The organism is Brachybacterium sp. GCM10030268 (assembly GCF_042666305.1).
Taxonomy (GTDB): Bacteria; Actinomycetota; Actinomycetes; order Actinomycetales; family Dermabacteraceae; genus Brachybacterium.
The window spans coordinates 16,875-37,083 of sequence record NZ_JBHTCW010000008.1; the positions used below are offsets into that span (position 1 = coordinate 16,875).

General features: G+C 72.2%; 20 protein-coding genes. 12 read left to right on the forward strand and 8 right to left on the reverse strand.

Annotated elements, in window-relative coordinates; translation table 11 throughout:
• Positions 1–4: 4 nt before the first annotated feature.
• Positions 5–670 carry a potassium channel family protein gene (locus ACFQRD_RS11810; protein WP_377018166.1) on the reverse strand — a complete coding sequence of 222 codons (666 nt, stop codon included), beginning with the start codon at positions 668–670 and terminating at the stop codon, positions 5–7.
• A gap of 89 nt (positions 671–759) precedes the next feature.
• Positions 760–2,172, reverse strand: a complete 1,413-nt coding sequence (locus tag ACFQRD_RS11815; protein ID WP_377804317.1) for a TrkH family potassium uptake protein — start codon at positions 2,170–2,172, stop codon at positions 760–762.
• A 144-nt stretch (positions 2,173–2,316) separates the two neighbouring features.
• Between ACFQRD_RS11815 and ACFQRD_RS11820 the strand changes: the two genes are divergently transcribed.
• The 4 genes from ACFQRD_RS11820 (at position 2,317) to ACFQRD_RS11835 (ending at position 7,711) form a co-directional block, all read left to right on the forward strand.
• The gene (locus tag ACFQRD_RS11820; protein WP_377804319.1) at positions 2,317–3,585 is read left to right on the forward strand and encodes an acetoin utilization protein AcuC; all 1,269 of its coding nucleotides are present in this window, start codon (positions 2,317–2,319) and stop codon (positions 3,583–3,585) included.
• Between the two features lie 220 nt (positions 3,586–3,805).
• Positions 3,806–5,638 carry a GTPase gene (locus tag ACFQRD_RS11825; RefSeq protein WP_377804321.1) on the forward strand — a complete coding sequence of 611 codons (1,833 nt, stop codon included), beginning with the start codon at positions 3,806–3,808 and terminating at the stop codon, positions 5,636–5,638.
• Complete coding sequence (locus tag ACFQRD_RS11830) at positions 5,635–7,407, forward strand: dynamin family protein (protein ID WP_377804323.1); 1,773 nt, start codon at positions 5,635–5,637, stop codon at positions 7,405–7,407. The genes ACFQRD_RS11825 and ACFQRD_RS11830 overlap by 4 nt, the downstream gene beginning before the upstream one ends.
• Positions 7,408–7,612: 205 nt before the next feature.
• Complete coding sequence (locus ACFQRD_RS11835; RefSeq protein ID WP_377018161.1) at positions 7,613–7,711, forward strand: 30S ribosomal protein bS22; 99 nt, start codon at positions 7,613–7,615, stop codon at positions 7,709–7,711.
• A gap of 85 nt (positions 7,712–7,796) precedes the next feature.
• Here ACFQRD_RS11835 and ACFQRD_RS11840 read toward each other — a convergent pair whose 3' ends face one another.
• Both ACFQRD_RS11840 and ACFQRD_RS11845 read right to left on the reverse strand, forming a co-directional pair.
• Entirely contained in the window at positions 7,797–8,102 is a 306-nt protein-coding gene (locus ACFQRD_RS11840; protein ID WP_377018160.1) for a glutaredoxin family protein, read from the reverse strand.
• Positions 8,103–8,407: 305 nt separating this feature from the next.
• Positions 8,408–8,938, reverse strand: coding sequence for a YceI family protein (locus tag ACFQRD_RS11845; protein ID WP_377018159.1), 531 nt, complete (start codon positions 8,936–8,938; stop codon positions 8,408–8,410).
• A gap of 121 nt (positions 8,939–9,059) precedes the next feature.
• Between ACFQRD_RS11845 and ACFQRD_RS11850 the strand changes: the two genes are divergently transcribed.
• The 6 genes from ACFQRD_RS11850 (at position 9,060) to ccsB (ending at position 14,862) form a co-directional block, all read left to right on the forward strand.
• A complete protein-coding gene (locus ACFQRD_RS11850; RefSeq protein WP_377793075.1) occupies positions 9,060–9,608 on the forward strand; it encodes a MarR family winged helix-turn-helix transcriptional regulator in 549 nt (182 codons plus the stop codon).
• 56 nt (positions 9,609–9,664) lie between these two features.
• Entirely contained in the window at positions 9,665–10,312 is a 648-nt protein-coding gene (locus ACFQRD_RS11855) for a histidine phosphatase family protein (RefSeq protein WP_377804325.1), read from the forward strand.
• A gap of 137 nt (positions 10,313–10,449) precedes the next feature.
• Positions 10,450–11,001, forward strand: a complete 552-nt coding sequence (locus tag ACFQRD_RS11860; RefSeq protein WP_377804382.1) for a TlpA family protein disulfide reductase — start codon at positions 10,450–10,452, stop codon at positions 10,999–11,001.
• On the forward strand, positions 10,998–11,816 hold the full coding sequence (locus ACFQRD_RS11865) for a cytochrome c biogenesis CcdA family protein (RefSeq protein WP_377018155.1): 819 nt from the start codon (positions 10,998–11,000) through the stop codon (positions 11,814–11,816). The genes ACFQRD_RS11860 and ACFQRD_RS11865 overlap by 4 nt, the downstream gene beginning before the upstream one ends.
• On the forward strand, positions 11,816–13,723 hold the full coding sequence (locus ACFQRD_RS11870; RefSeq protein WP_377804327.1) for a cytochrome c biogenesis protein ResB: 1,908 nt from the start codon (positions 11,816–11,818) through the stop codon (positions 13,721–13,723). Before ACFQRD_RS11865 ends, ACFQRD_RS11870 begins: the two co-directional genes overlap by 1 nt.
• Positions 13,720–14,862 (forward strand): c-type cytochrome biogenesis protein CcsB, encoded by a 1,143-nt coding sequence (ccsB, locus tag ACFQRD_RS11875; RefSeq protein ID WP_377804329.1) that lies wholly within the window; start codon positions 13,720–13,722, stop codon positions 14,860–14,862. The genes ACFQRD_RS11870 and ccsB overlap by 4 nt, the downstream gene beginning before the upstream one ends.
• Positions 14,863–14,907: 45 nt before the next feature.
• Here the strand turns inward: ccsB and ACFQRD_RS11880 are convergent, their stop codons facing one another.
• Positions 14,908–15,234 (reverse strand): PLD nuclease N-terminal domain-containing protein, encoded by a 327-nt coding sequence (locus ACFQRD_RS11880; RefSeq protein ID WP_377018152.1) that lies wholly within the window; start codon positions 15,232–15,234, stop codon positions 14,908–14,910.
• Between the two features lie 111 nt (positions 15,235–15,345).
• Here ACFQRD_RS11880 and ACFQRD_RS11885 point away from each other — a divergent pair, with 111 nt between their 5' ends.
• On the forward strand, positions 15,346–15,759 hold the full coding sequence (locus ACFQRD_RS11885; protein WP_377804331.1) for a DUF4229 domain-containing protein: 414 nt from the start codon (positions 15,346–15,348) through the stop codon (positions 15,757–15,759).
• On the opposite strand, the gene ACFQRD_RS11890 is transcribed toward ACFQRD_RS11885, so the two are convergent.
• The 3 genes from ACFQRD_RS11890 to ACFQRD_RS11900 all read right to left on the reverse strand — a co-directional run bounded on the left by ACFQRD_RS11890 (position 15,740) and on the right by ACFQRD_RS11900 (position 19,105).
• Positions 15,740–16,636, reverse strand: a complete 897-nt coding sequence (locus ACFQRD_RS11890) for a 1,4-dihydroxy-2-naphthoate polyprenyltransferase (protein WP_377804333.1) — start codon at positions 16,634–16,636, stop codon at positions 15,740–15,742. The genes ACFQRD_RS11885 and ACFQRD_RS11890 overlap by 20 nt on opposite strands.
• Before the next feature lie 122 nt (positions 16,637–16,758).
• Entirely contained in the window at positions 16,759–18,096 is a 1,338-nt protein-coding gene (locus tag ACFQRD_RS11895) for an AMP-binding protein (RefSeq protein ID WP_377804335.1), read from the reverse strand.
• A 7-nt stretch (positions 18,097–18,103) separates the two neighbouring features.
• Positions 18,104–19,105, reverse strand: coding sequence for a 1,4-dihydroxy-2-naphthoyl-CoA synthase (locus ACFQRD_RS11900; protein ID WP_377018148.1), 1,002 nt, complete (start codon positions 19,103–19,105; stop codon positions 18,104–18,106).
• Between the two features lie 112 nt (positions 19,106–19,217).
• Here ACFQRD_RS11900 and ACFQRD_RS11905 point away from each other — a divergent pair, with 112 nt between their 5' ends.
• Positions 19,218–20,195 carry an o-succinylbenzoate synthase gene (locus tag ACFQRD_RS11905; RefSeq protein ID WP_377804337.1) on the forward strand — a complete coding sequence of 326 codons (978 nt, stop codon included), beginning with the start codon at positions 19,218–19,220 and terminating at the stop codon, positions 20,193–20,195.
• Positions 20,196–20,209: the final 14 nt, after the last annotated feature.

Here is a 20,209-nt window from a genome sequence, read left to right on the forward strand (position 1 = left end):
GCGCTCAGGGCCGGTTGGAGAACTTCTCGATCAGGTCCGTGTGCCCGGAGACGATCACCAGGTCGTGGGGGTCCACCATGGTGTCCGGCGCCGCGTAGGTGAAGTCCTTGCCCGGGGACTTCACGCCCACCACGGTCACGCCGAAGGTGGCCCGGATATCGGATTCGGCGAGAGTCTTGCCCTGCACCTCGCGCGGCGGCCGCATCTTGACGATGGCGAAGTCGTCGTCGAACTCGATGAAATCCATCAGGCGCCCGTTGACCAGGTGCGCGACCCGCTTGCCGGCGTCGGCCTCCGGATAGACCACGTGGTGGGCGCCGATGCGCTGGAGGATGCGGCCGTGCGCTGTGGAGATGGCCTTCGCCCAGATGATGGGCTTGCCGAGATCGACCAGGTTCGCGGCGATCAGCACGCTGGATTCGATGGAGGTGCCCACGCCGACCACGGCGACGGAGAAGTCCGAGGCGCCCACCTGGTCGAGGACCTCGGGCTGGGTGGCGTCGGCGCGGACGACATGGGTGAGCTGGCCGGAGTACTTCTGGACCAGGTCCTCGTGCTCGTCGATCGCGAGGACCTGGGTTCCCAGCCCTTCCAGCGTGACGGCGATGGCGGCGCCGAAACGGCCCAGGCCGATCACCAGCACTCCCTCATCGCGTGCGCGGCGCGCCATGTCTCCTCCTCGTCCCCGGCAGGTCGCCGCGGGGTCCCGCGGGCCGGGCGGGCACAGTCTACGAGGTCCGCGGTCGGGCCCGCCGGGGATCAGCCGACGATCGGCCGCTCCTCGGGGAACTGGACCATCCGGCGGCGGTGACGCAGGGCGAGGGCGGCGCCGAGGGTCGTCGGCCCCAGACGGCCGACGTACATGCACGCGATGATCACGTACTTCGCCTCGGTGGGCAGCTGCGAGGTGATGCCGGTGGACAGGCCCACGGTGCCGAAGGCGGACAGCGACTCGAACAGTGATTCGTCCAGCGTGAACGTGGTCATCCGCAGCAGCAGGAACGTCGCCATGAACACCCCGGCGGCGCTGAGGACCAGGACGCCGATGGCCTGACGGATGGTCTCCTGGGGAATGCGTCGGCCGAACGCCTCGACGTCGGGATTGCCTCGCAGCTCCGCCCAGATCGACAGCATCAGCAGGGCGAACGTCGTCACGCGGATGCCGCCCGCGGTGGACCCCGAGCCGCCGCCGATGAACATCAGCAGTTCGGTCAGCAGGTGCGACTCGGCGGTCATCTGCCCCACGTCCAACGTGGCGAAGCCGCCCGAACGGGGCATGATCGAGGCGAACCCGGAGGCGAGGATCTTGGTGCCCAGCGGCTGGCCGCCCAGCGTGGCGGGATTGGTCCACTCCAGGATCAGGAAACCGAGCCAGCCGATCACCAGCAGCAGACCGGTGGTCGCCAGGGTGAGCTTGGCGTGCAGGCTCCACATGTGCGGGATGCGGAGCTTCTTGACCACCGCCAGGATCACCGGGAAGCCGAGCGAGCCCGCCAGCACGGCCAGGCCCACCGGCACCGAGAAGAACGGGTCCCCGAGGTACTGGCCGACTCCTTGGGCCTCGGGCACGAAACCGGCGTTGTTGAAGGCGCTGACGGCGTAGAACAGGCCCAGGAACAGGGCCTCGCGGACACCGTGATCGTTGAGGATCATGTACGGGGTCAGCGCGATGAACGTGGCGATCTCGAAGGCGGTCGAGGTGATCACGATGATGCGCAGCACCCCGCCGACCTCCGCCAGGCGCTCGGCCCTGGTCTCCTGCGCGGTGATCATCCGCTGGGCGAGGCCGAGGCGATGCATCACCGACAGGCTCAGCAGCGAGGCCAGCGTCAGCAGCCCCAGGCCGCCCATCTTCATCGCCACGATGATGATGCTCAGGCCCAGCGTCGACCAGTTCGACCCGGTGTCCACCGAGACCAGGCCCGTCACGCAGATGGCCGAGGTGGCGGTGAACAGGGCGTCGACGAAGGCGGTGCGCTGGCCGTCCGCGGAGGCGGCGGGCAGCGACAGCAGGCCCGTGAACAGCGCGATCATCAGCGTGAACACACCGAGGGCGGCTCGTGCCGGCGTGAGCTTGAACAGGGGAGCCAGGCGCTTCCACCAGTCGTCGACCGGGATTCCGAGCGGTCCGAGCACGCGCCGCAGCGCGGCTCTGGCCTGCCGTCCGGTCATCGCTCCCCGTCTCGTCATCGTGCGGCCGGCCGCAGGCCGGCTCCGCTGGCGTCCTCCCGCGGCAGGTCGCCGCGCTCGGGGCAGTCTATGAGACCGCGCCGGGCATCCGGCCGCACCGGGCCGCTCGTGGGTACGCTTCGACGCATGCCCGATGCCGCGCCCCTGTCCGCCCCGACTCCGCACGCCGGCCCCGCCTCCGTCCCGGACGCCACCGGCCTGGTGCGAGACGATGCCCTGTCCGAGTACGACTTCGGTCCCTACCATCCGATGTCCCCGGTGCGGCTGTCGCTGACCTTCGAGCTCGCCCGCTGCGCAGGGCTCCTGGATCGGCCCGGCGTGGAGTTCCTCGAGGCGCCCGTGGCCACCGACGAGCAGCTCGGTGCCGTGCATGAGGCCGCCTATATCGCGGCGGTGAAGCAGGCGTCGCTGCCCCAGGACCTCGGTGCGGCCGACGAGCTGATCCACTTCGGCATCGGCGGGGACGACGTGCCGGCCTTCCCCGGGATGCACACGGCCTCCGCCCGCATCGCCGGAGGCTCGGTCGCGGCGGTCGACGCGATCCGCTCCGGCCGGGTGCGTCGCGCGGTCAACATTGCCGGGGGCCTCCACCATGCCCGGCCCGGCAGCGCCTCTGGGTTCTGCGTGTACAACGACGCGGCCGTCGCGATCCAACACGCCCTGGCCCAGGGGGAGGAGCGGGTGCTGTACGTGGACGTCGACGTCCACCACGGCGACGGCGTCGAACTGGCCCTGTGGGACGAGCCCCGCGCCGTCACCCTGTCGATCCACGAGACCGGCGAGCGCCTGTTCCCCGGCAGCGGCTTCATCCAGGACACCGGGGGAGCGGGCGCGCAGGGATCGGCCATCAACGTACCGCTGCCGCCGCGCACCACGGCCGACGGGTGGGTGCGCGCGATCCGCGCCACGGTGCCCGCCCTGGTGCGGGCCATCCGCCCGACGCTCCTGGTCACCCAGCATGGGGCCGACACCCATCGCGTCGACCCCCTGGGGGACTTCAGCGTCTCCCTCGAGGCCCAGCGCGAGGTGATGATCATGCTGCGCGAGCTGGCCGACGAGGTCTGCGACGGCCGCTGGCTGGCGCTGGGAGGTGGCGGCTATGCGGTGATCGACGTGGTGCCCCGCTCCTGGGCGCAGCTGATCGCGGTGGCCACCGGGGACCCGCTCGAGCCGGACGCCGCGCTGCCGGCCTCCTACCTCGAGGCCGAGGGACGGGCCCGCAGCGCGCACGGGCTGTCCCCGGATCCCGGGATCCGTACCTTCGGCGACGGGCGCGCGCTCTGGGCTCGCGACTGGGCGACGGGCTACGACCCGGCCGACGAGCTGGACCGCGCGGTGCAGGCGGCCCGGCGCGCCGCGTTCCCCGAGTGGGGACTGGACCCGTACCTCGACTGAACCGGCTGGACCAACTGAACCGGCTGGACCGAACCGCCTGAACCGGCCGAACCAGCTGGACCGTCTGCATCAGCCCTGGCCGGGTGACCGCGCGTGCTCTCGCCGCCGGCCCTGCTGCCGGCGTCGCTGCGGGCCCCCCATTCGCGGGGTCCGATCCTGCGACAATGTCGCCACGGCGGCCCGGCACCGGGTCGTGCGCGCACAGCCTTCGGGGAGAACGATGACGACGAAGCCCACCGCGGTGCTCGACACCTTCGCCGAGCACCTGGCCACCGTGGATCTCCCGCTGCCCGTCGACGGCGCCGAGCAGGCCCGCGGGCAGGTCAACTCCGCCCGGTCCCAGCTCGCCGACCACGTCGTCCCGCGGCTGGAATCGCTGGACGCCCCGCTGCTGGTGGTCATCGGCGGCTCCACCGGCGCCGGCAAGTCGACCCTGGTCAACGCCCTCGTGGGCGAGACCGCCAGCCGCTCCGGCGCGATCCGGCCCACCACGCGCCAGCCCGTGCTGCTGCACAATCCGGCCGACGAACCCTGGTTCACCGGCACCCGCATCCTGCCGGGGCTGGCCCGGGTCCGCGCCGGCGGGGAGGCCGGTGGCCGTGGCGCCACGACCGGCGCCGTCGCCGACACTGCGATCGCCGGTGGGCCCGTGCCGGGCGGACCTGCGCCGGTGGCGAGGTCGGGCCCCGATGAGGAGGCTGCCGGCGATGTCCATCCCGCCACCAGCCTCGAGCTGAGCGCGCAGGCCCGCGTCCCCCAGGGCCTCGCCCTGCTCGATGCTCCCGACATCGACTCGGTGGCCGCCGGGAACCGTGAGCTGGCGCGGCAGCTCCTGCGCGCCGCGGACCTGTGGCTGTTCGTGACCACGGCCAACCGGTATGCCGACGCGGTGCCGTGGGAGGTCCTGCGCACCGCCGCCGAGCGCGACGTGAGGGTCGACGTGGTCATGAACCGCATCCCCGACCGGGAGGGCGTCTCCGAGGAACTGGCCACCGACCTGCGAGAGATGCTCGAGCGCCACGGCATCGACGTCACCCACCTCTTCCTGGTCCACGAGACCGAGCTCGACGAGCAGGGGATGCTGCCCCTGGCCGCGATCGCCGAGCTCCAACAGCACTTCTCCGCGCTCGCCGCCGACGCCGGCGGCCGGGGCCGGATCGCCCGCCGCACCCTCGCCGGCGCCATCGCCGGGCTCGCCGGGTCCGCGCGGGAGATCGCGGAGCACGCCCGCGCCCAGGAGGCCGAGCGGCAACGGCTGCGCGACGAGGCCCTGGCGGCGTTCACCGGCGCCCGAGAACGGATCGACGAGGCCCTCGGCGACGGCTCTCTGCTGCGCGGCGAGGTCCTCGCCCGCTGGCAGGACGTCGTCGGCACCGGCGAGTTCTTCCGCGGCGTCGAGAACCTCGTCTCGCGGGTGCGCGACCGCATCGGCCTCGCCATCAGCGGCAGACCGGCCCCCTCGGTCGCCGCCGAGCAGGCCCTGGGCACCGGTCTGGTCCATGTCGTGATCGACGAGAGCGCCCGCGGGGCGGAACGGGCCGACGCCGCCTGGCGCGCCACCCCGGCGGGCCGCTACCTCGCCGAGGGCCGGGGTCTCTCCCGGATCCCGGAGGGGTACCGCGAGCAGGTCTCCACCGCCATCCGCGCCTGGCAGGGCGACGTGCTGGAGCTCGTGCGCTCCGAGGGCGCCGACCGCCGCACCAAGGCCCGCCTGCTCTCCCTCGGTGTGAACGCCGTGGGCGTCGCGCTCATGGTCGTCGTGTTCGCCTCCACCGCCTTCGTGCCGACGGGGCTGGAGGTCGGCGCGGGTGCCGCGACCGCTGTCGTCGGCCAGAAGCTGCTGGAGACGATCTTCGGGGAGGAGGCGGTGCGCCGGATGGCGCGGGTGGCCCGGGAGCGTCTCAGCTCCCGACTCGACGCACTGGTCGCCGAACGCTCCGGACCCTTCCTCGACCTGCTCGACGAGCTCGGCGATCACGGCTCCGCCGACCTCCTGGAGGCCGACGCCGACGCCCTCGACCAGCTCGCCGGAACCATCCGGGAGGATGCATGAGCCGCCGTCCCGATCGCACCGGCCGCCCCGACCGCACCCCGGGTCGCAGGCGTGGCCCGGCCCCGCTCGCCGAGCGCATCGACGCCCTCGAGCGCTCCGCGGATGCCCTCGAGGGCATCGCCCCCGGCGCCGACGTCGAGGCCGTCCGTGACCTGCTGGACCGCATCGACCGGCGTCGGGCGCTGTCCGCCGAGCACACGGTGATCGGCGTCTTCGGCGCTACCGGCTCGGGGAAGTCCACGCTCGTCAACGCCCTGGTCGGCTCGGAGATATCTCGGGCCGCCGTGCGCCGGCCGACCACCGCCCGCCCGGTCGCAGCGGTGCTCGGCGCCGCCGGCAGCGACCCCCTGCTGGACTGGCTCGAGGTCGAGGAGCGCCATCACCTCGACGGCACCGGCGTCACCCTGGAGGCCGCGGCCGCCCCGGTGCCCTCCCGTCGGTGCCGGAGGCGCAGGGTCCGTGGCGCGGACCCTGACGGGGCGCAGAGCAGGGCCGCGAACGGGGACGGCGCCGACGACGGGACCCCCGGGATCGTGCTGCTGGACCTGCCGGATCTCGATTCCGTCCAGGCCGACCACCGCGCCATCGCCGAGCGCATGACGGGCATGGTCGACGTGATCGTGTGGGTCACCGACCCCCAGAAGTACGCCGACGCCGTCCTCCACCACGACTTCGTGCGCCCCTACGCCGGTCACGACGCCGTCACCGTGCTCGTGCTGAACCAGATCGACCGGATCCGCGAGAGCGAGCGCGAGGAGGTCCTGGCCTCCCTGTCGGGCATCGCCCGGGCCGACGGACTGGATCAGGCGCCCGTAATGGGGACTTCCGCGAGCACCGGCGAGGGCGTGGATCAGCTGCGCGAGCAGCTGGTTGCCATCGCCCGCACCCGCGAGGCCGCCGCCGCCCGTCAGCGCGCCGATGTCCGAGGCGGCGCCGAGCGGCTGCTGGAGGCCGCCGACCCGTCCGGGATGCCCGGGCAGGTCCCGCACGCAGAGGTCTCCACGCTGGTCGAGGACCTGGCCACTGCGGCCCGGGTCGAGCCGGTGGCCCAGGCCGTCGGCGCCTCCTACCGCTACCGCGCCGCCGGGCAGGTGGGCTGGCCGCCGCTGCGCTGGGTGCGCCGGCTGCGCCCGGATCCGCTGGGCCGGCTGGGCATCGGCCGCCGCCGTGACGGTGAGGGGCTGGAGCGCACCTCGCTGCCCGAGCCCGATGCGGCCACCCGGGCCCGCGCCTCCGGCGGGGTGCGCCGGTTCGCCGATGCCGCCTCGGTGGGCGGCAGCGATCCCTGGCGGGCCGCGGTGCGCCAGGCAGCCCGCTCTCGGGAGGAGGAGCTGCCCGACGCCCTGGACCAGGCTTTCGCCGGTGCCGATCTGCGCACCACGACGGCCTCGTGGTGGTGGCCCGTGCTGAACATCCTGCAGTGGCTGGCCGTGCTCACCTGGGTGGTGGGCTTGGGCTGGCTGGTGCTGAACGCCGCGCTCGCCTTCTTCGCCATCCCTCCGCCGCCGATGCCCATGATCGAGGAGCTGTGGATCCCGATCCCCGTGCCTACCGCGCTGATCGTGCTGGGGATCGCGGCCGGCGTTCTCCTGGCTCTGGCCGGGGGAGCGATTGCCGCGCTCGCCGGCGCCGGCCACCGCCGCCGGGCCCGCACGGTGCTCACCGCCCAGGTGCGCGAGGTCGCCCTCAGGCACGTGGTGGCGGGCGTCGACGCCGAGCTCGACCGCGCCGAGCGGGCGGCCGGGGACCTCGCGCTCGCGCGCGGCTAGCTGACTGCGTGCGATCTCGCTCACGCGCGCGAGCACGTGCGAGCGATATCGCTCACCCGCGGAGGGATCTGCAGGCTCGCTGTGTAGAATGGCTGGTCGACCGTGGCGGCGGACCGCGCACCACCTCTGTGGAGACCCCGCGGGCCGCGCACTCCTGATCCGCTGCATCATCCCGCAGGCGTGGCCTGCAGAACAGAGGCAACCTATGGGTTCTGTCGTCAAGAAGCGACGCAAGCGCATGTCCAAGAAGAAGCACCGCAAGCAGCTTCGCAGGACTCGTCACCAGCGTCGCAACAAGAAGTGAGCACTGTGTGATGCACGACGGCCCCCGTCCTCGGACGGGGGCCGTCGTCGTCTGCAGGCGTCTTCGGGCGCGCCCTGTAGAGCTCTCAGGCCCGTCCGGTCAGGCGCCGCCACCACGGACGCTTGCGCAGTGTGGCGCGCAGCTGATCAGCCTCGACGCGGTACTTCGCGAACACGGAGCCGTCCACGATCACCACGGGGACGTCGTAGTCCCAGTCGCGGCGGAGGGTCTCGTCCTCATCGATGTCGCGCACCTCGACCGCTGTGCCGGCGCGATCGGCCTCGGCCCGCACCACCGGCAGGGCCTCCTCGCACAGGTGGCAGCCGTCCCGGGTGAGGTACAGGATCCGGGCGTGCGGATCGGCAGGGGAGGGAACGCGCGGCGTGTTCATGGCTGGCACCTTATCGAGCGGACCGGGGACCCGGTGCCGGGGGTGGTGGCACGAACATGTAGCTCAGCGGACCGTGCCCTGCTCTGAGAGGGGGCACGGTCCGCTCAGCTACACCTTTGTGCCAGGCCGTCCCGGGACGAGAGCGCCCGCCCCGCGACGAGGACGGGCCGCCCGCACGAAGCGGACGGCCCGTCATGCACGTCTCGTACATCATTCGCAGGAGGTGCCGGTGCCGGGGTGCCGGTGCCGGCGCCGCCGGCTTCGGGCGGGAATGCTCCTGCGGCCGATGGCTCGGACGCGGCGGATCAGGCGGCGGTCGGTGCCGTGAACTCCGCCTCGATGCTGATCTTGACCTCGTCACCGACCAGCACTCCGCCGGCGGCGAGGGCGGCGTTCCAGGTCAGCCCGAACTCCTTGCGGGAGATGGTGGTCTCGCCGGTGAAGCCCGCGCGGTAGGTGCCGAACGGGTCGGTGGCGGCACCCTCGTAGGAGAAGTCGAGGACGACCGGCTTGGTGACGTCGCGGATGGTGAGATCGCCGTGGAGCTTGTCGCCCTCGAGCTTGGTGGAGACGAACTTGATGTCGGGGTAGGTCTCGGCATCGAAGAAGTCGGCGCTGCGCAGGTGGTTGTCGCGGTCCTCCTGCGAGGTGTCGATCGAGGCCGTCTTCAGGGTGGCCTGGAAGGACAGGTCCTCGGAGTTCTCGCCGACGACGAGGCTGCCCTCGATGTCGGTGAACTGGCCGCGCGCCTTGGAGATGCCGGCGTGGCGCACCATGAAGCTGGCGGAGGTGTGGCCGGGGTCGAGGGTCCAGGTGCCGGGGGTGAGGTCGTTCATGCTTCGTCTCCTTGGGATCGAGGCTGACAAGAGATTCGGGCGTTCACCGAACTCGTGCTTGAAAGATAAACTATACTCGGGCGAGCGGCAACAGCAGTGCCCTCGGAAGAAGGAGACAGTGATGCAGGACATACAGTCAAGCGGTGCGGATCGGGCGTCGACGCCCGAGGAGCTCTGGCTGACCCACGAAGAGCAGGCGGCATGGCGCAGCTTCCTCTACGCCACGGCGCTGCTGAGCGACCGGCTCTCCGAAGCGCTGCAGGCGGATCCGGAGATCGACCTGACCCTCGGCGAGTACGAGATCCTGGTGCGCCTGTCCGAGGCGCAGGACCGCTTCCTGCGGATGTCGGAGCTCGCCGACCAGGTCGTCCACTCCCGCTCCCGCCTCACCCACACCATCGGCCGGATGGAGAAGCGCGGCCTGGTCGAACGGGTGCGATGCTCGGCCGACGGTCGCGGCCGGCAGGCTCAGCTGACCGAGGCGGGGCAGGCGCTGCTGGAGCGCGCGGCGCCGACCCACGTGCGCTCGGTGCGGGATCTGCTGCTGGACGTGATCGGCCACGACGACTTCCTGGAGCTGGGCCGGATCCTGGGCCGCGCGGTGCCCGAGGGGGCGCCCATCGCCCTGGGATGTCCGGCGCCTCACCCGCAGGAGCCGCCGCAGAGCTGATTCGGAGAAACGGTTGGTACCGTGAAGCGGCTCGGAGTAGGGAGGACCTCGCTCTCATGACCACCACCACCGTTCACCTCGTCCGTCACGGCGAGGTGCACAACCCGGATCGCATCCTGTACGGACGCATGCCCGGGTACCGCCTCAGCGAGCGCGGCGCACAGATGGCCGAACGCGTCGCCGGCCACCTGGCCGACTCCGACGTCGCCGTGGTGCGCTCCTCCCCGCTGCTGCGTGCCCAGCAGACGGCCGCGCCCATCGCCGCCGCTCACGACCTCGAGGTCACCTCCGACCAGCGGCTCATCGAATCGGGCAACCACTTCGAGGGCCACCGGATGGGCCACGGCCAGGCGCGGCTGAGGGACCCGCGCAACTGGCGCTGGTTCGTCAACCCGGCCCGACCCTCCTGGGGCGAGCCCTTCCGTGAGCAGCTCCAGCGCGTGATCGCCGCGGTGCACGACGTCCGCGCCGAGGCCGAAGGGCACGAAGCGGTGCTCGTCCTCCACCAGCTGCCCATCTGGCTGATCCGCCGGAGCGCCGAGGGCAAACCGCTCTTCCACGATCCGCGCCGGCGCCAGTGCGCGCTGTGCTCGGTGACCAGCCTGCGTTTCGTCGGCCCCCACCTGGCCGGCGTGGACTACGCCGAGCCGGCCGCCGAGCTCTACGCGGGGGCGGTCGATGCGACCGGAGGTCGCCTGACGTGAGTCCGCGCTCCCTGCCGTCCCCGTTCTCCGAGGAGTCCCGGCCGGCCCTCTTCGCTCTGCCTCCCCGTGCTGTCCACTCTCCCGCGAGTGCTCCGGCTGCCCGCGCGGCGCGGACCGTCCGGCCCTCCCGCCGCGGCCTGCTCGCGGCCGCCGGCGTCCTCTCGGCGGCGGCGCTGTCCGGGTGCGGGAACGACACCAGTGACCGCTACGAATCCGGCTACGTCTCCGGCGACGGCGTGACCACCGAGATCACCCCCGATCAGCGCACCGAGCCCCTCAAGTTCTCCGGCACCACGTACGACGGGGAGGAGTTCTCCGCCGCGGACCAGCGCGGCGAGGTCCTCGTGGTCAACGTCTGGTACGCCTCGTGCCCGCCGTGCCGCAAGGAGGCCCCGGAGCTGCAGAAGATCCACGAGGACTACGCCGACCAGGGCGTGCAGTTCGTCGGGGTCAACGTGCGCGATTCCGAGGGTCCTGCCAGGGCGTTCGAGGAGAACTACGGGATCACCTACCCCTCGATGCCCGACCAGGACGCCCAGATCATGTACGAGCTGCGCGGCCAGGTCGCGCCCAACGCCGTCCCCTCCACCCTGGTGCTGGACCGTGAGGGCCGCGTCGCCGCGCGCATCTCCGGCGCCGCGGATCCCTCCGTGCTGCGCAGCATGCTCGATGGGGTGCTCGCCGAATGATCCTCGCCGAGATCGGAGCGGCCTTCCAGGCGACCGCGCTGTCCGGATCCTTGCTGCTGGCCATCGCCGTGGCCGCCGCCGCCGGACTGGTCGCCTTCCTCTCCCCGTGCGTGCTGCCCGTCGTCCCCGGCTATCTCGGGTATGTCTCGGGACTGGCAGGCCAGAGCGGTGTCGTCGCCGGCACGCGGGGGCGGACCTCGCCGGCCCGGAAGGGCGCCAAGCCCGGCACCGGGCGCATGCTCGCCGGCAGCCTCCTGTTCGTCGCCGGCTTCGCAGCGGTGTTCATGGTGCTCGGCGGCTTCGCCGGCGCTCTGGGGTACCTGCTGCAGGAGTACAGCGTGTGGATCGACCGTGTCGCCGGCGCCATCGTCATCCTCATGGGCCTGGTCTTCCTGGGAGTCTTCCCCGGTCTCGGCGCCAACCGACCCGTCTCCAGCAAGCGCCCCGACGCGGGCCTGCTGGGCGCCCCGCTGATGGGTCTCGTCTTCGGTCTCAGCTGGACCCCGTGCATCGGGCCCACCTATGCCGCGATCGTCGCCCTGTCCCTGAACGGCGGTGGCGACGGCGCCGCGCTGCGCGGCGGCGTGCTGGCCCTCGCGTACTCCCTGGGTCTGGGCATCCCGTTCGTGCTGTTCGCCCTGCTGTTCGAGCGCGCCCTGGGGCTGAGCAAGAAGCTCTCCCGTCACCGCCGCAGCATCGGCCTGGTCTCCGGGGCGCTGCTGATCACGATCGGCGTGCTGCTGATGACGGGGCAGTGGTCGGCCTGGATGGGTGACCTGCAGAGCGTGATCTCGACCTTCGAGCCGGTGGTCTGATGGCCGGCGACGACGATGCGGAGAAGAACCTGAGCACCTCACCACGCCCCGGGGACGAGAAGGGCGGGGCCCCGAGCGCCGCGAAGAGCGCGAGAGCGGACGGCAGCTCGTCCGAGGACGCCGCTTCGCCGGATCCCTGGAGCAGCAAGCGCGACAAGAACGGCCCGCGCGGCGGCACCACCCTGCCCTCGCTGGGACTGCGCGGCACCCTGCTGTTCCTGTGGCGCCAGCTGACCAGCATGCAGACGGCGCTGATCCTGCTGATGCTGCTGGCGATCGCCGCCGTCCCGGGGTCGTTGTACCCGCAGCGCAGCGTGAACCCGGCTCTGACCGACCAGTTCCTCGAGGAGAACGGGCGCTGGGGCGAGCTGTTGGACACCCTCGGGTTCTTCGAGGTGTTCTCCTCGCCGTGGTTCTCGGCGATCTACCTGCTGCTGTTCATCTCCTTGATCGGCTGCATCGTCCCGCGGGTGGGCGTGCATCTCGCCCAGCTGCGCTCGAAGCCGCCTCGCACCCCCTCGCGGCTGACCCGTTTCACGGGCTATACCCGCACCGAATTGCCCGGCGCCGACGCCGATCAGCTCCTGCAGACCGCGCAGCGCTCCCTGCGTCGCTCCCGCTACCGCACCCAGCGCCGCGAGGAGACGGCCGCCGCCTCCGTCAGCGCCGAGCGCGGGTTGCTGCGCGAGACCGGGAACCTGCTGTTCCACATCGCCCTGGTCGGCGTCCTGATCTGCGTCGCCGGCGGCCAGCTGACCAGCTACCGCGGTCAGATCACCGTGGTCGAGGGCTCGGGCTTCTCCAACTCCCTGACCCAGTACGACTCCTTCGACTCCGGGCCCTGGTTCGACCCCTCGAGCCTGCCCCCGTTCCGTTTCACGCTCGAGGACTTCCGCGCCGAGTACGTCCAGGAGGGCCCCGAGGACCGCGTGGGCCAGCCGCTGTCCTTCGAGGCCGACGTCCACGTCGACACCCCGGGGCAGACGGAGGAGGACCGCACCCTGCAGGTGAACAAGCCCCTGCATGTCGACGGCTCCTCGATGTACCTGCTGGGCAACGGCTACGCCCCCGAGGTGACCGTCACCGATCCGGAGGGCACGGTCGTGGCCGAGGGCCCGGTCATCACCGTGCCCTCCGGTGATGTCGGCTACACCTCGCAGCTGGTGATCAAGGCGCCCGATGCGAAGCCGAAGCAGACGGCCGTGGTCGGCTATTTCCTTCCCACCGGGGTGATCGACGAGCAGGGACCGCACTCGATCTACCCGGACCTCGTGGATCCGCAGCTCGCGCTGACCGTCCACCAGGGAGACCTCGGGCTCGACGAGGGGGTGCCGACCAATGCCTACGAGGTCGACGTCTCCTCGCTGGAGCCGGTGGCCGACGAGGACGGCTCGCCGGTGCTGGTGCGCCTGTACCCGAACCAGGAGTACGAGCTGCCCGACGGCACCACCATCAGCTTCGACGGAGTCAAGCGCTACGCCGCGTTCGACGTCGCCCACGACCCGTTCGAGCGCTGGGTCCTGGTCAGTGCTCTGGTCGCCGCCGGCGGGCTCATCCTCTCCCTCTTCGTGCCGCGACGGCGGCTCTGGGTGCGCGTGGGCGAACGGGACGGCACCGCCGTGCTGGAGGTCGCCGGCCTCGCCCGCAGCGACGACCCGGCCCTGCCGGATGATGTGCAGGCACTGGCCGACACGATCATCTCGGCGCAGGATGGGGGCGCGGCCACCGAGCAGACGGCGGCCGGCCGGACGGCGACCGATCAGTCGGCGCCGGATCGCACGGCGCAGGATGGCACGGCGCAGGATGGGACGGCGCAGGATGGGACCGGGTCGCGCGCCGAGCGTGACCCGGCGGCTCCGGAGACGGCAGCCGATGACGATGACACCCCTGGAGGTAGTGCACAGTGATTGACCAGCAGCTGGCGGAGATCTCGAATCTCGCCATCGTGGTGACGATCGTGCTGTACGTGCTCGCACTGATCGGCTTCGCCGCCGACCTCGCGTCCATGTCCCAGCGCCGCAGCGATGCGCGGCTGGCCGCACAGGAGAGCCGCACCTCCGGTGCCGTGCCGGCCGCTGAGCCCGCGACCGTCGGCTCCGGGGCCGGCTCGCGGGCCGAGACCGCCGAGGCGGCGGTTCCCGGCGCCGGGTCCGGGGCCACCACATCGCGGAGAGGATCCGGCGGGACCGCGGGCACCGGTGTCAGCGACGAGGCCGCCGGCTCGGGCCCGCCGGCGGGCCGGGTCTCCGGCACGATGACCGCACAGTCCTTCGCCTTCCTGCTCTCCGGCGCGGCGACGGTGCTGCACATCGCGGGTGTCGCCACCCGGGCCGCCGCCACCCAGCGGGTGCCGTGGGCGAACATGTACGAGTTCGCCACCACCAGCACCGCCGTGGTGATGGCGGCGTTCCTGATCTTCTCGATCAAGCGTGCCGAGCTGCGGGCGCTGGGCACCTTCGTCGTCGGCCCGGTGCTGCTGGTGATGCTGCTGGCGCAGACCTTCTGGATCGTGCCCGCCGCCGAGCTGACCCCGAGCCTGCAGAACTCCCACTGGATCTACATCCACATCGCCGTCGCGATCCTGGCCACCGCCCTGTCCATCCTCGGAGCCGTGGTCGCCGCCCTGCAGCTGCTGCAGTCTCGCCACGAGCGCGCCCTGGTGGTCAAGGCCGAGGCGGGCGAGGAGCTGCCGGAGCACTGGGGCCGCTTCGGGCACGTCCTGGACCGGCTGCCCAGCTCCACCGTGCTGGAGGCGCTGAGCTTCCGGATCCATTCCGTCGCGTTCGTGTGCTGGACCTTCACGCTGATGTTCGGCGCGATCTGGGCGCGCGAGGCGTGGGGCCGCTACTGGGGCTGGGACCCCAAGGAGGTGTGGACGTTCATCATCTGGGTGATTTACGCCGCCTACCTCCACGCCCGCGCCACCGGCGGATTCCGTGGCAGTCGCGCCGCCGGGCTCGCCCTGGCGGGGTTCGTGGCCGTGGTCTTCAACTACACGATCGTCAACACGGTCATCAACGGCCTGCACTCGTACTCGGGGCTGTGACCCGGGGCAGTCCTGCTCGGTCCTGCTGCGGGCTCGTGCGGATCCTTACTCGGAGTTCTGGTCGCCGTCCTGATCGCGGTGACGGCGCTCCCGCCGCTCGCGGCGGATGTCCTCGTCGAGCCGGCGCAGGAAGTCGGGATCCTCGTCGGGCGCCGTGGGCCGGGTCCGGCGCGACCCGCCGCTGCCGCCGTTGCTGCGGTCCTTGCCGACGATCAGCCAGGTGATCGGCCCCACCCACGGCAGCAGCACGATGAGCACCACCCACGCCCACTTCGGGATGCCGCGGACCTTGTCGTTCGTGGTCTGGACGCAGTCAGCGAGCGCGAAGACGGTCAGGGCGATGGATACGAGAGCGAGGATCGCGCGGGGCATGGCGGGAGTCTAGGCAACGCGCCTGATCATTGCGGTGATCGGCGTCATGTCGGTGACCGGGCTCATGGCCATGATCGGCCCATTCCCATGCGGGCGCTCTACTCTGATCCCATGCGAGAAATGGCCCTGTTCGCCGTCATCCGCCTGGCCCTGTGGGTCGGGATCTGGTGGGTACTGACCCTGTTCGACATCGGGGTGATGCTGGCAGGCGTGCTCGCGGCGCTGCTGGCGATGCTGATCTCGATCCTATTCCTGCACCGGATCCGAGAAGCCGCGGCCATGCGCTGGAAGGCTGCCGATGATCGCCGCCGCGCCCGCAAGGGCGAGCCGGTCGACGAGGACGCCGTCGAGGAGGACGCGCTGCTGGACGACTACGGCCGGGCGACCGACGCCGACGGGAAGGACATCGACGGGGATCGCGCCGACGAGCACGCCGCCGACGGGGATGATGCCGACGGGGACGGCGCCGACGCCGACGGCGCCGACGGGGACCGCGCCGACGGGATCACACGGCCAGAGAGATGAGCAGCAGCAGCGCGTAGACCAGCTCGAGCCGACCCGTGGCTCCGAGCACCGGAATCAGGTCCCGGCCGCTCGCGCCGCGCAGCACGGTGCGCAGCGGCGCGATCGCCAGCGGCAGCGCGACCAGCACCGCCACGGTGGGCCAGTGGACGATCATCACCGGCACCAGCAGCGCGAAGGGGGCCAGCATGGTCCCCGCGAACAGCACGCGGGTGCCACGCTCACCCAGCCGCACCGCCAGGGTCTGCTTGCCGGAGACGGAGTCGGTGGGGATGTCGCGCAGATTGTTGGTCAGCAGGATCGCCACCGCCAGCAGCCCGACCCCGACGGAGGCGAGCACGGACACCCATCCCAGCTGCACCGTGATCGCGTAGGCGGTGCCGTTGACGGCGACCAGGCCGAAGAAGAGGAAGACGAACACTTCACCGAGGCCGCGATAGCCGTACGGATTCTTGCCCCCGGTGTAGAACCAGGCGGCGGCGATGGCGGCGGCTCCGACGATCAGCATCCACCAGATCTGGGCGAGGACGATCAGCACCACCCCGAACAGCGCGCCGGCGGCGAGCGCGGCGATGGCGGCTGTCCTGACCTGCCGCGGGGCAGCGGCGCGCGAACCAGTCAGCCGGAACGGCCCCACTCGGTCCTCGTCCGTGCCGCGGATCCCGTCGGAATAGTCGTTGGCGTAGTTGACCCCGACCTGGAGGCACAGGGCCACCGCGAGCGCGAGCAGCGCCCGGGGGATCACCACGGCCCAGTCGACGCCGCCGGTCTGCGTCTCCAGCTGCCAGATCGCGGCACCTGTGCCGGCGGCGACCGGGGACAGGGCGGCCGGAAGGGTGCGGGGTCGGGCGCCCTGGACCCACTGCGACAGGCTGGCCATCGTGCTCCTCGAGGAATCGACAGGCCACCCCGGTGGTGGCCCCGCAGAAGCATACGCCCAGGCCGGAGGGGAAAGAGGCGCCGTGGCCCACGGCACAGCGACGCCGAGCCCGGCGGCCGCGCTCAGCCGGCTGCGAGGCGCCGGGCCGCGGCCCGATCCACCTTCCCGATCCCCAGCAGGGGCAGCTCCTCGACCACATGGACCCGCTTGGGGACCATGTGCGCCGGGACATCGCTGGTACGCAGGGCGGAGCGCACGAGCGACGGCGCTTCTGCGGGCTCCGCACCCGCCTCGAGGGTGACCAGGGCTTCGACCCGCTGGCCCCACTCGGGATCATCCACCCCCACCACGACACAGGAGCGCACCAGCCCGCGCAGCATGAGGGAGCGGTCGATGGCGCGCTCGACATCCTGCGGTAGGACCTTCCGGCCGCCGGTGTTGATGACGTCGTCGGCACGGCCCAGCACGGTCAGCGCGCCGTCCGGGTCGAGCTCGGCGAGGTCCGACGTGCTGAAGGCGCGGGGCTCGTCCTGCGAGAACGCCGCGGTGTCGGTGCCGCCGTCCGCGGTGAGGTAGCCCAGCGCCAGGGTTGGGGAGATGATCGCCAGCCGCCCCGCGCCGTCGCTGTCGGGCGCCTGCACCCGCAACTGCACGCCCGGCAGCGACCGACGGTCGTAGACGCAGCCGCCCGCGGTCTCGGAGGACCCGTAGGTCGTGACCACGCGGATCCGCTGGGCGCGGGCTCGTGCGAGCACGTCACCTCTGGTCGCGGCGCCACCGACGAGCACGGCGTCGAAGCGCTTGAGGACCGCGCGGGCGCGGGCGTCGGCCCCGGAGCCCCCGGTGACGATCCGGGTGAGCTGGGTGGGAACGAGCGAGGTGAACGCGGGCAGCCCGGCCGCAGCGGCCTGCTCGAGCGCGGGCTCGGCCAGCGCGACGAAGGCGGCGGCGCCGAAGTGTCCTCGCAGGTCCGGCAGCGGGTCCGGCAGGGCGGCCTCGGGCAGGCCCAGCACCTGGGCGGTGCGGTGGGCGCGGGCGATGACCTGCACTCCGGCGATGTGGGTCGGCGGGAGCAGCGGGAGCCAGATCCCGTGCCCCCCGGATCCGGCCACAGCGCTCCGGGACGGCGTGGAGGCGCCGGCTCCCGCCGAGACGTCCGCCGCCAGATGGGCGGCCGTGGCGTCATGGGAGGCCAGCAGCGCCTGGCGGGTCAGGGCCACCGCCTTGGCGGTCCCGGTCGACCCGGAGGTCGGGACCACCAGCGCGGTCTCCTCGAACCCCGCGGGCAGAGCCGGCGGAGGATCGAAGGGGCCCAGCCACAGCCTCCCGGTGCCGGCCATGACCTCGCCGATGGCGCGGGCGTGCGCGTCCAGGGAGGCGGCGGAGGCATCGTCGCGGGGCGGGATGAGCCAGGGACGCTCGGGCGGGGGAGCCGCTGCGCGCTGGGACGGGGGAGTCACGGCGCGCTCAGCCCTGGGGGTGGGGGAACGGCGACCAGTCGGGGGAGCGCTTCTCGAGGAAGGCGTCACGGCCCTCGGCGGCCTCGTCGGTCATGTAGGCCAGTCGGGTGGCCTCACCGGCGAAGACCTGCTGGCCCATGAGCCCGTCGTCGGCCAGGTTGAAGGCGAACTTCAGCATCCGGATCGCCTGCGGGGACTTGGTGGCGATCACCGCGGCCTGCCGCAGCGCCTCCTCCTCGAGGTCCGCATGGTCCACCACCCGGTTCACCGCGCCCCAGTCGAGGGCGTCCTGGGCGGAGTACTCCTCGGCGAGGAAGAAGATCTCCCGCGCCCGCTTCTGGCCCACCTGCTTGGCGAGGTAGGCCGAGCCGTAGCCGCCGTCGAAGGAACCCACATCGGCGTCGGTCTGCTTGAAGCGCGCGTGCTCGCGGGAAGCGATGCTCAGATCGGCGACCACATGCAGGGAGTGCCCGCCGCCGGCCGCCCATCCGTTGACCACGGCGATGACGACCTTGCCCATCGTGCGGATCAGACGCTGGACCTCGAGGATGTGCAGCCGCCCGCTGGAGCCGGCGCGCACCTGCGAGGTCTCGCCCAGCTCCTCCTGCTCGGCGTACTCGTAGCCGGAGCGGCCTCGGATGCGCTGGTCACCGCCGGAGCAGAAGGCGCGGCCGCCGTCCTTGGGCGAGGGGCCGTTGCCGGTGAGGAGGATGACGCCGACGCCGGGATCCAGGCGGGCATGATCCAGCGCCCGGTACAGCTCATCGACCGTTCGGGGACGGAAGGCATTGCGCACCTCGGGCCGATCGAAGGCGACCCGGACGCAGGGCAGGTCGCGGATGGTCGCCTCCCCGTCCGGGCTCTCGATGCGCTCGACGGCCCGGTGATAGGTGACATCGCTGAGGGCCTGCCCACCGTGCTCTGCCGGCGTCACCTCCCGCCACCGACGGGGATCGAAGGTCTCGGAGACCGACGGGGGCAATGACGAAGCAGCGGCGGCGGAGGTCATGGGACTCAGGGTAGTCCGGGCTCGCCTCGGACATCAGCGCCCCGTACCTCAGCGCCGCGGAGGACGGGCCCGCGGCTTCGGCCGGCGGCCCTCGTCCCGTTAACCTCGAGGGATGCGCATCCCCACCGCTCTGCGCGAGCGCGGCATCGATCGTGTCCTCGCCTGGTCGATCCCCCTGACCACACGCTTCCGCGGCATCACCGAACGGGACGGACTGCTCCTGCACGGACCCGCCGGCTGGGCCGAGTTCTCCCCGTTCTGGGACTACGACGCCGACGAGTCGGCGACCTGGCTGCGTGCGGCGCTCGCCGACGCCACCGATCCCCGCCCGGCTCCGCGTCGCGAGCAGATCGAGGTCAATGCCACCATCCCCGTGGTCCCCGCCGTGCTGGCCCACCGCATCGCCACCGTCGGCGGCGCCCGCACCGCCAAGGTCAAGGTCGCCGATCCCGCCTCGACCCTGGCCGAGGACGCCGCGCGGCTGGAGGCCGTGCGCGACGCGATGGGACCGGATGCCCGGCTCCGCATCGACGCCAACGCCGCCTGGACCCTGGAGGAGGCGCTGGCCGCCCTGCCGGTGCTGGACCGGGCCGCCGGTGGCCTCGAGTACGCCGAGCAGCCCTGCGCGAGCATCGAGGATCTCGCCTCGGTGCGCCGCGCCCTCGACATCCCGATCGCGGCCGACGAATCGGTGCGGAGGGCCGAGGACCCGCTGCGCGTGGCGCGGGCCGAGGCGGCCGACGTGCTGGTGCTGAAGGTGCAGCCGCTCGGGGGCGTGGCACGGTGCCTGGACCTCGCCGAGCAGGCAGGCCTGCCCGTGGTGGTCTCCTCCGCCCTGGAGTCCAGCGTCGGTCTCAGCGCCGGCCTCGCGTTCGCCGCCGCCCTGCCCGAGCTCACCCATGCCTGTGGCCTCGCCACCGCCGCCCTGCTCACCGGGGATCTGATCACCGAACCGCTGCATGCAGCCGGCGGCACGATCCCCGTCGGCCGTCCCGAGCCCGAGCCGGAGCTGCTGGAGCGGCATGCGGCGCCGCCCGAGCTCGCCGCCCGGTGGCAGGAGCGCCTGGAGGCCTGCGCCGAGCGCTTGTGACGGCTGTGCCGAAC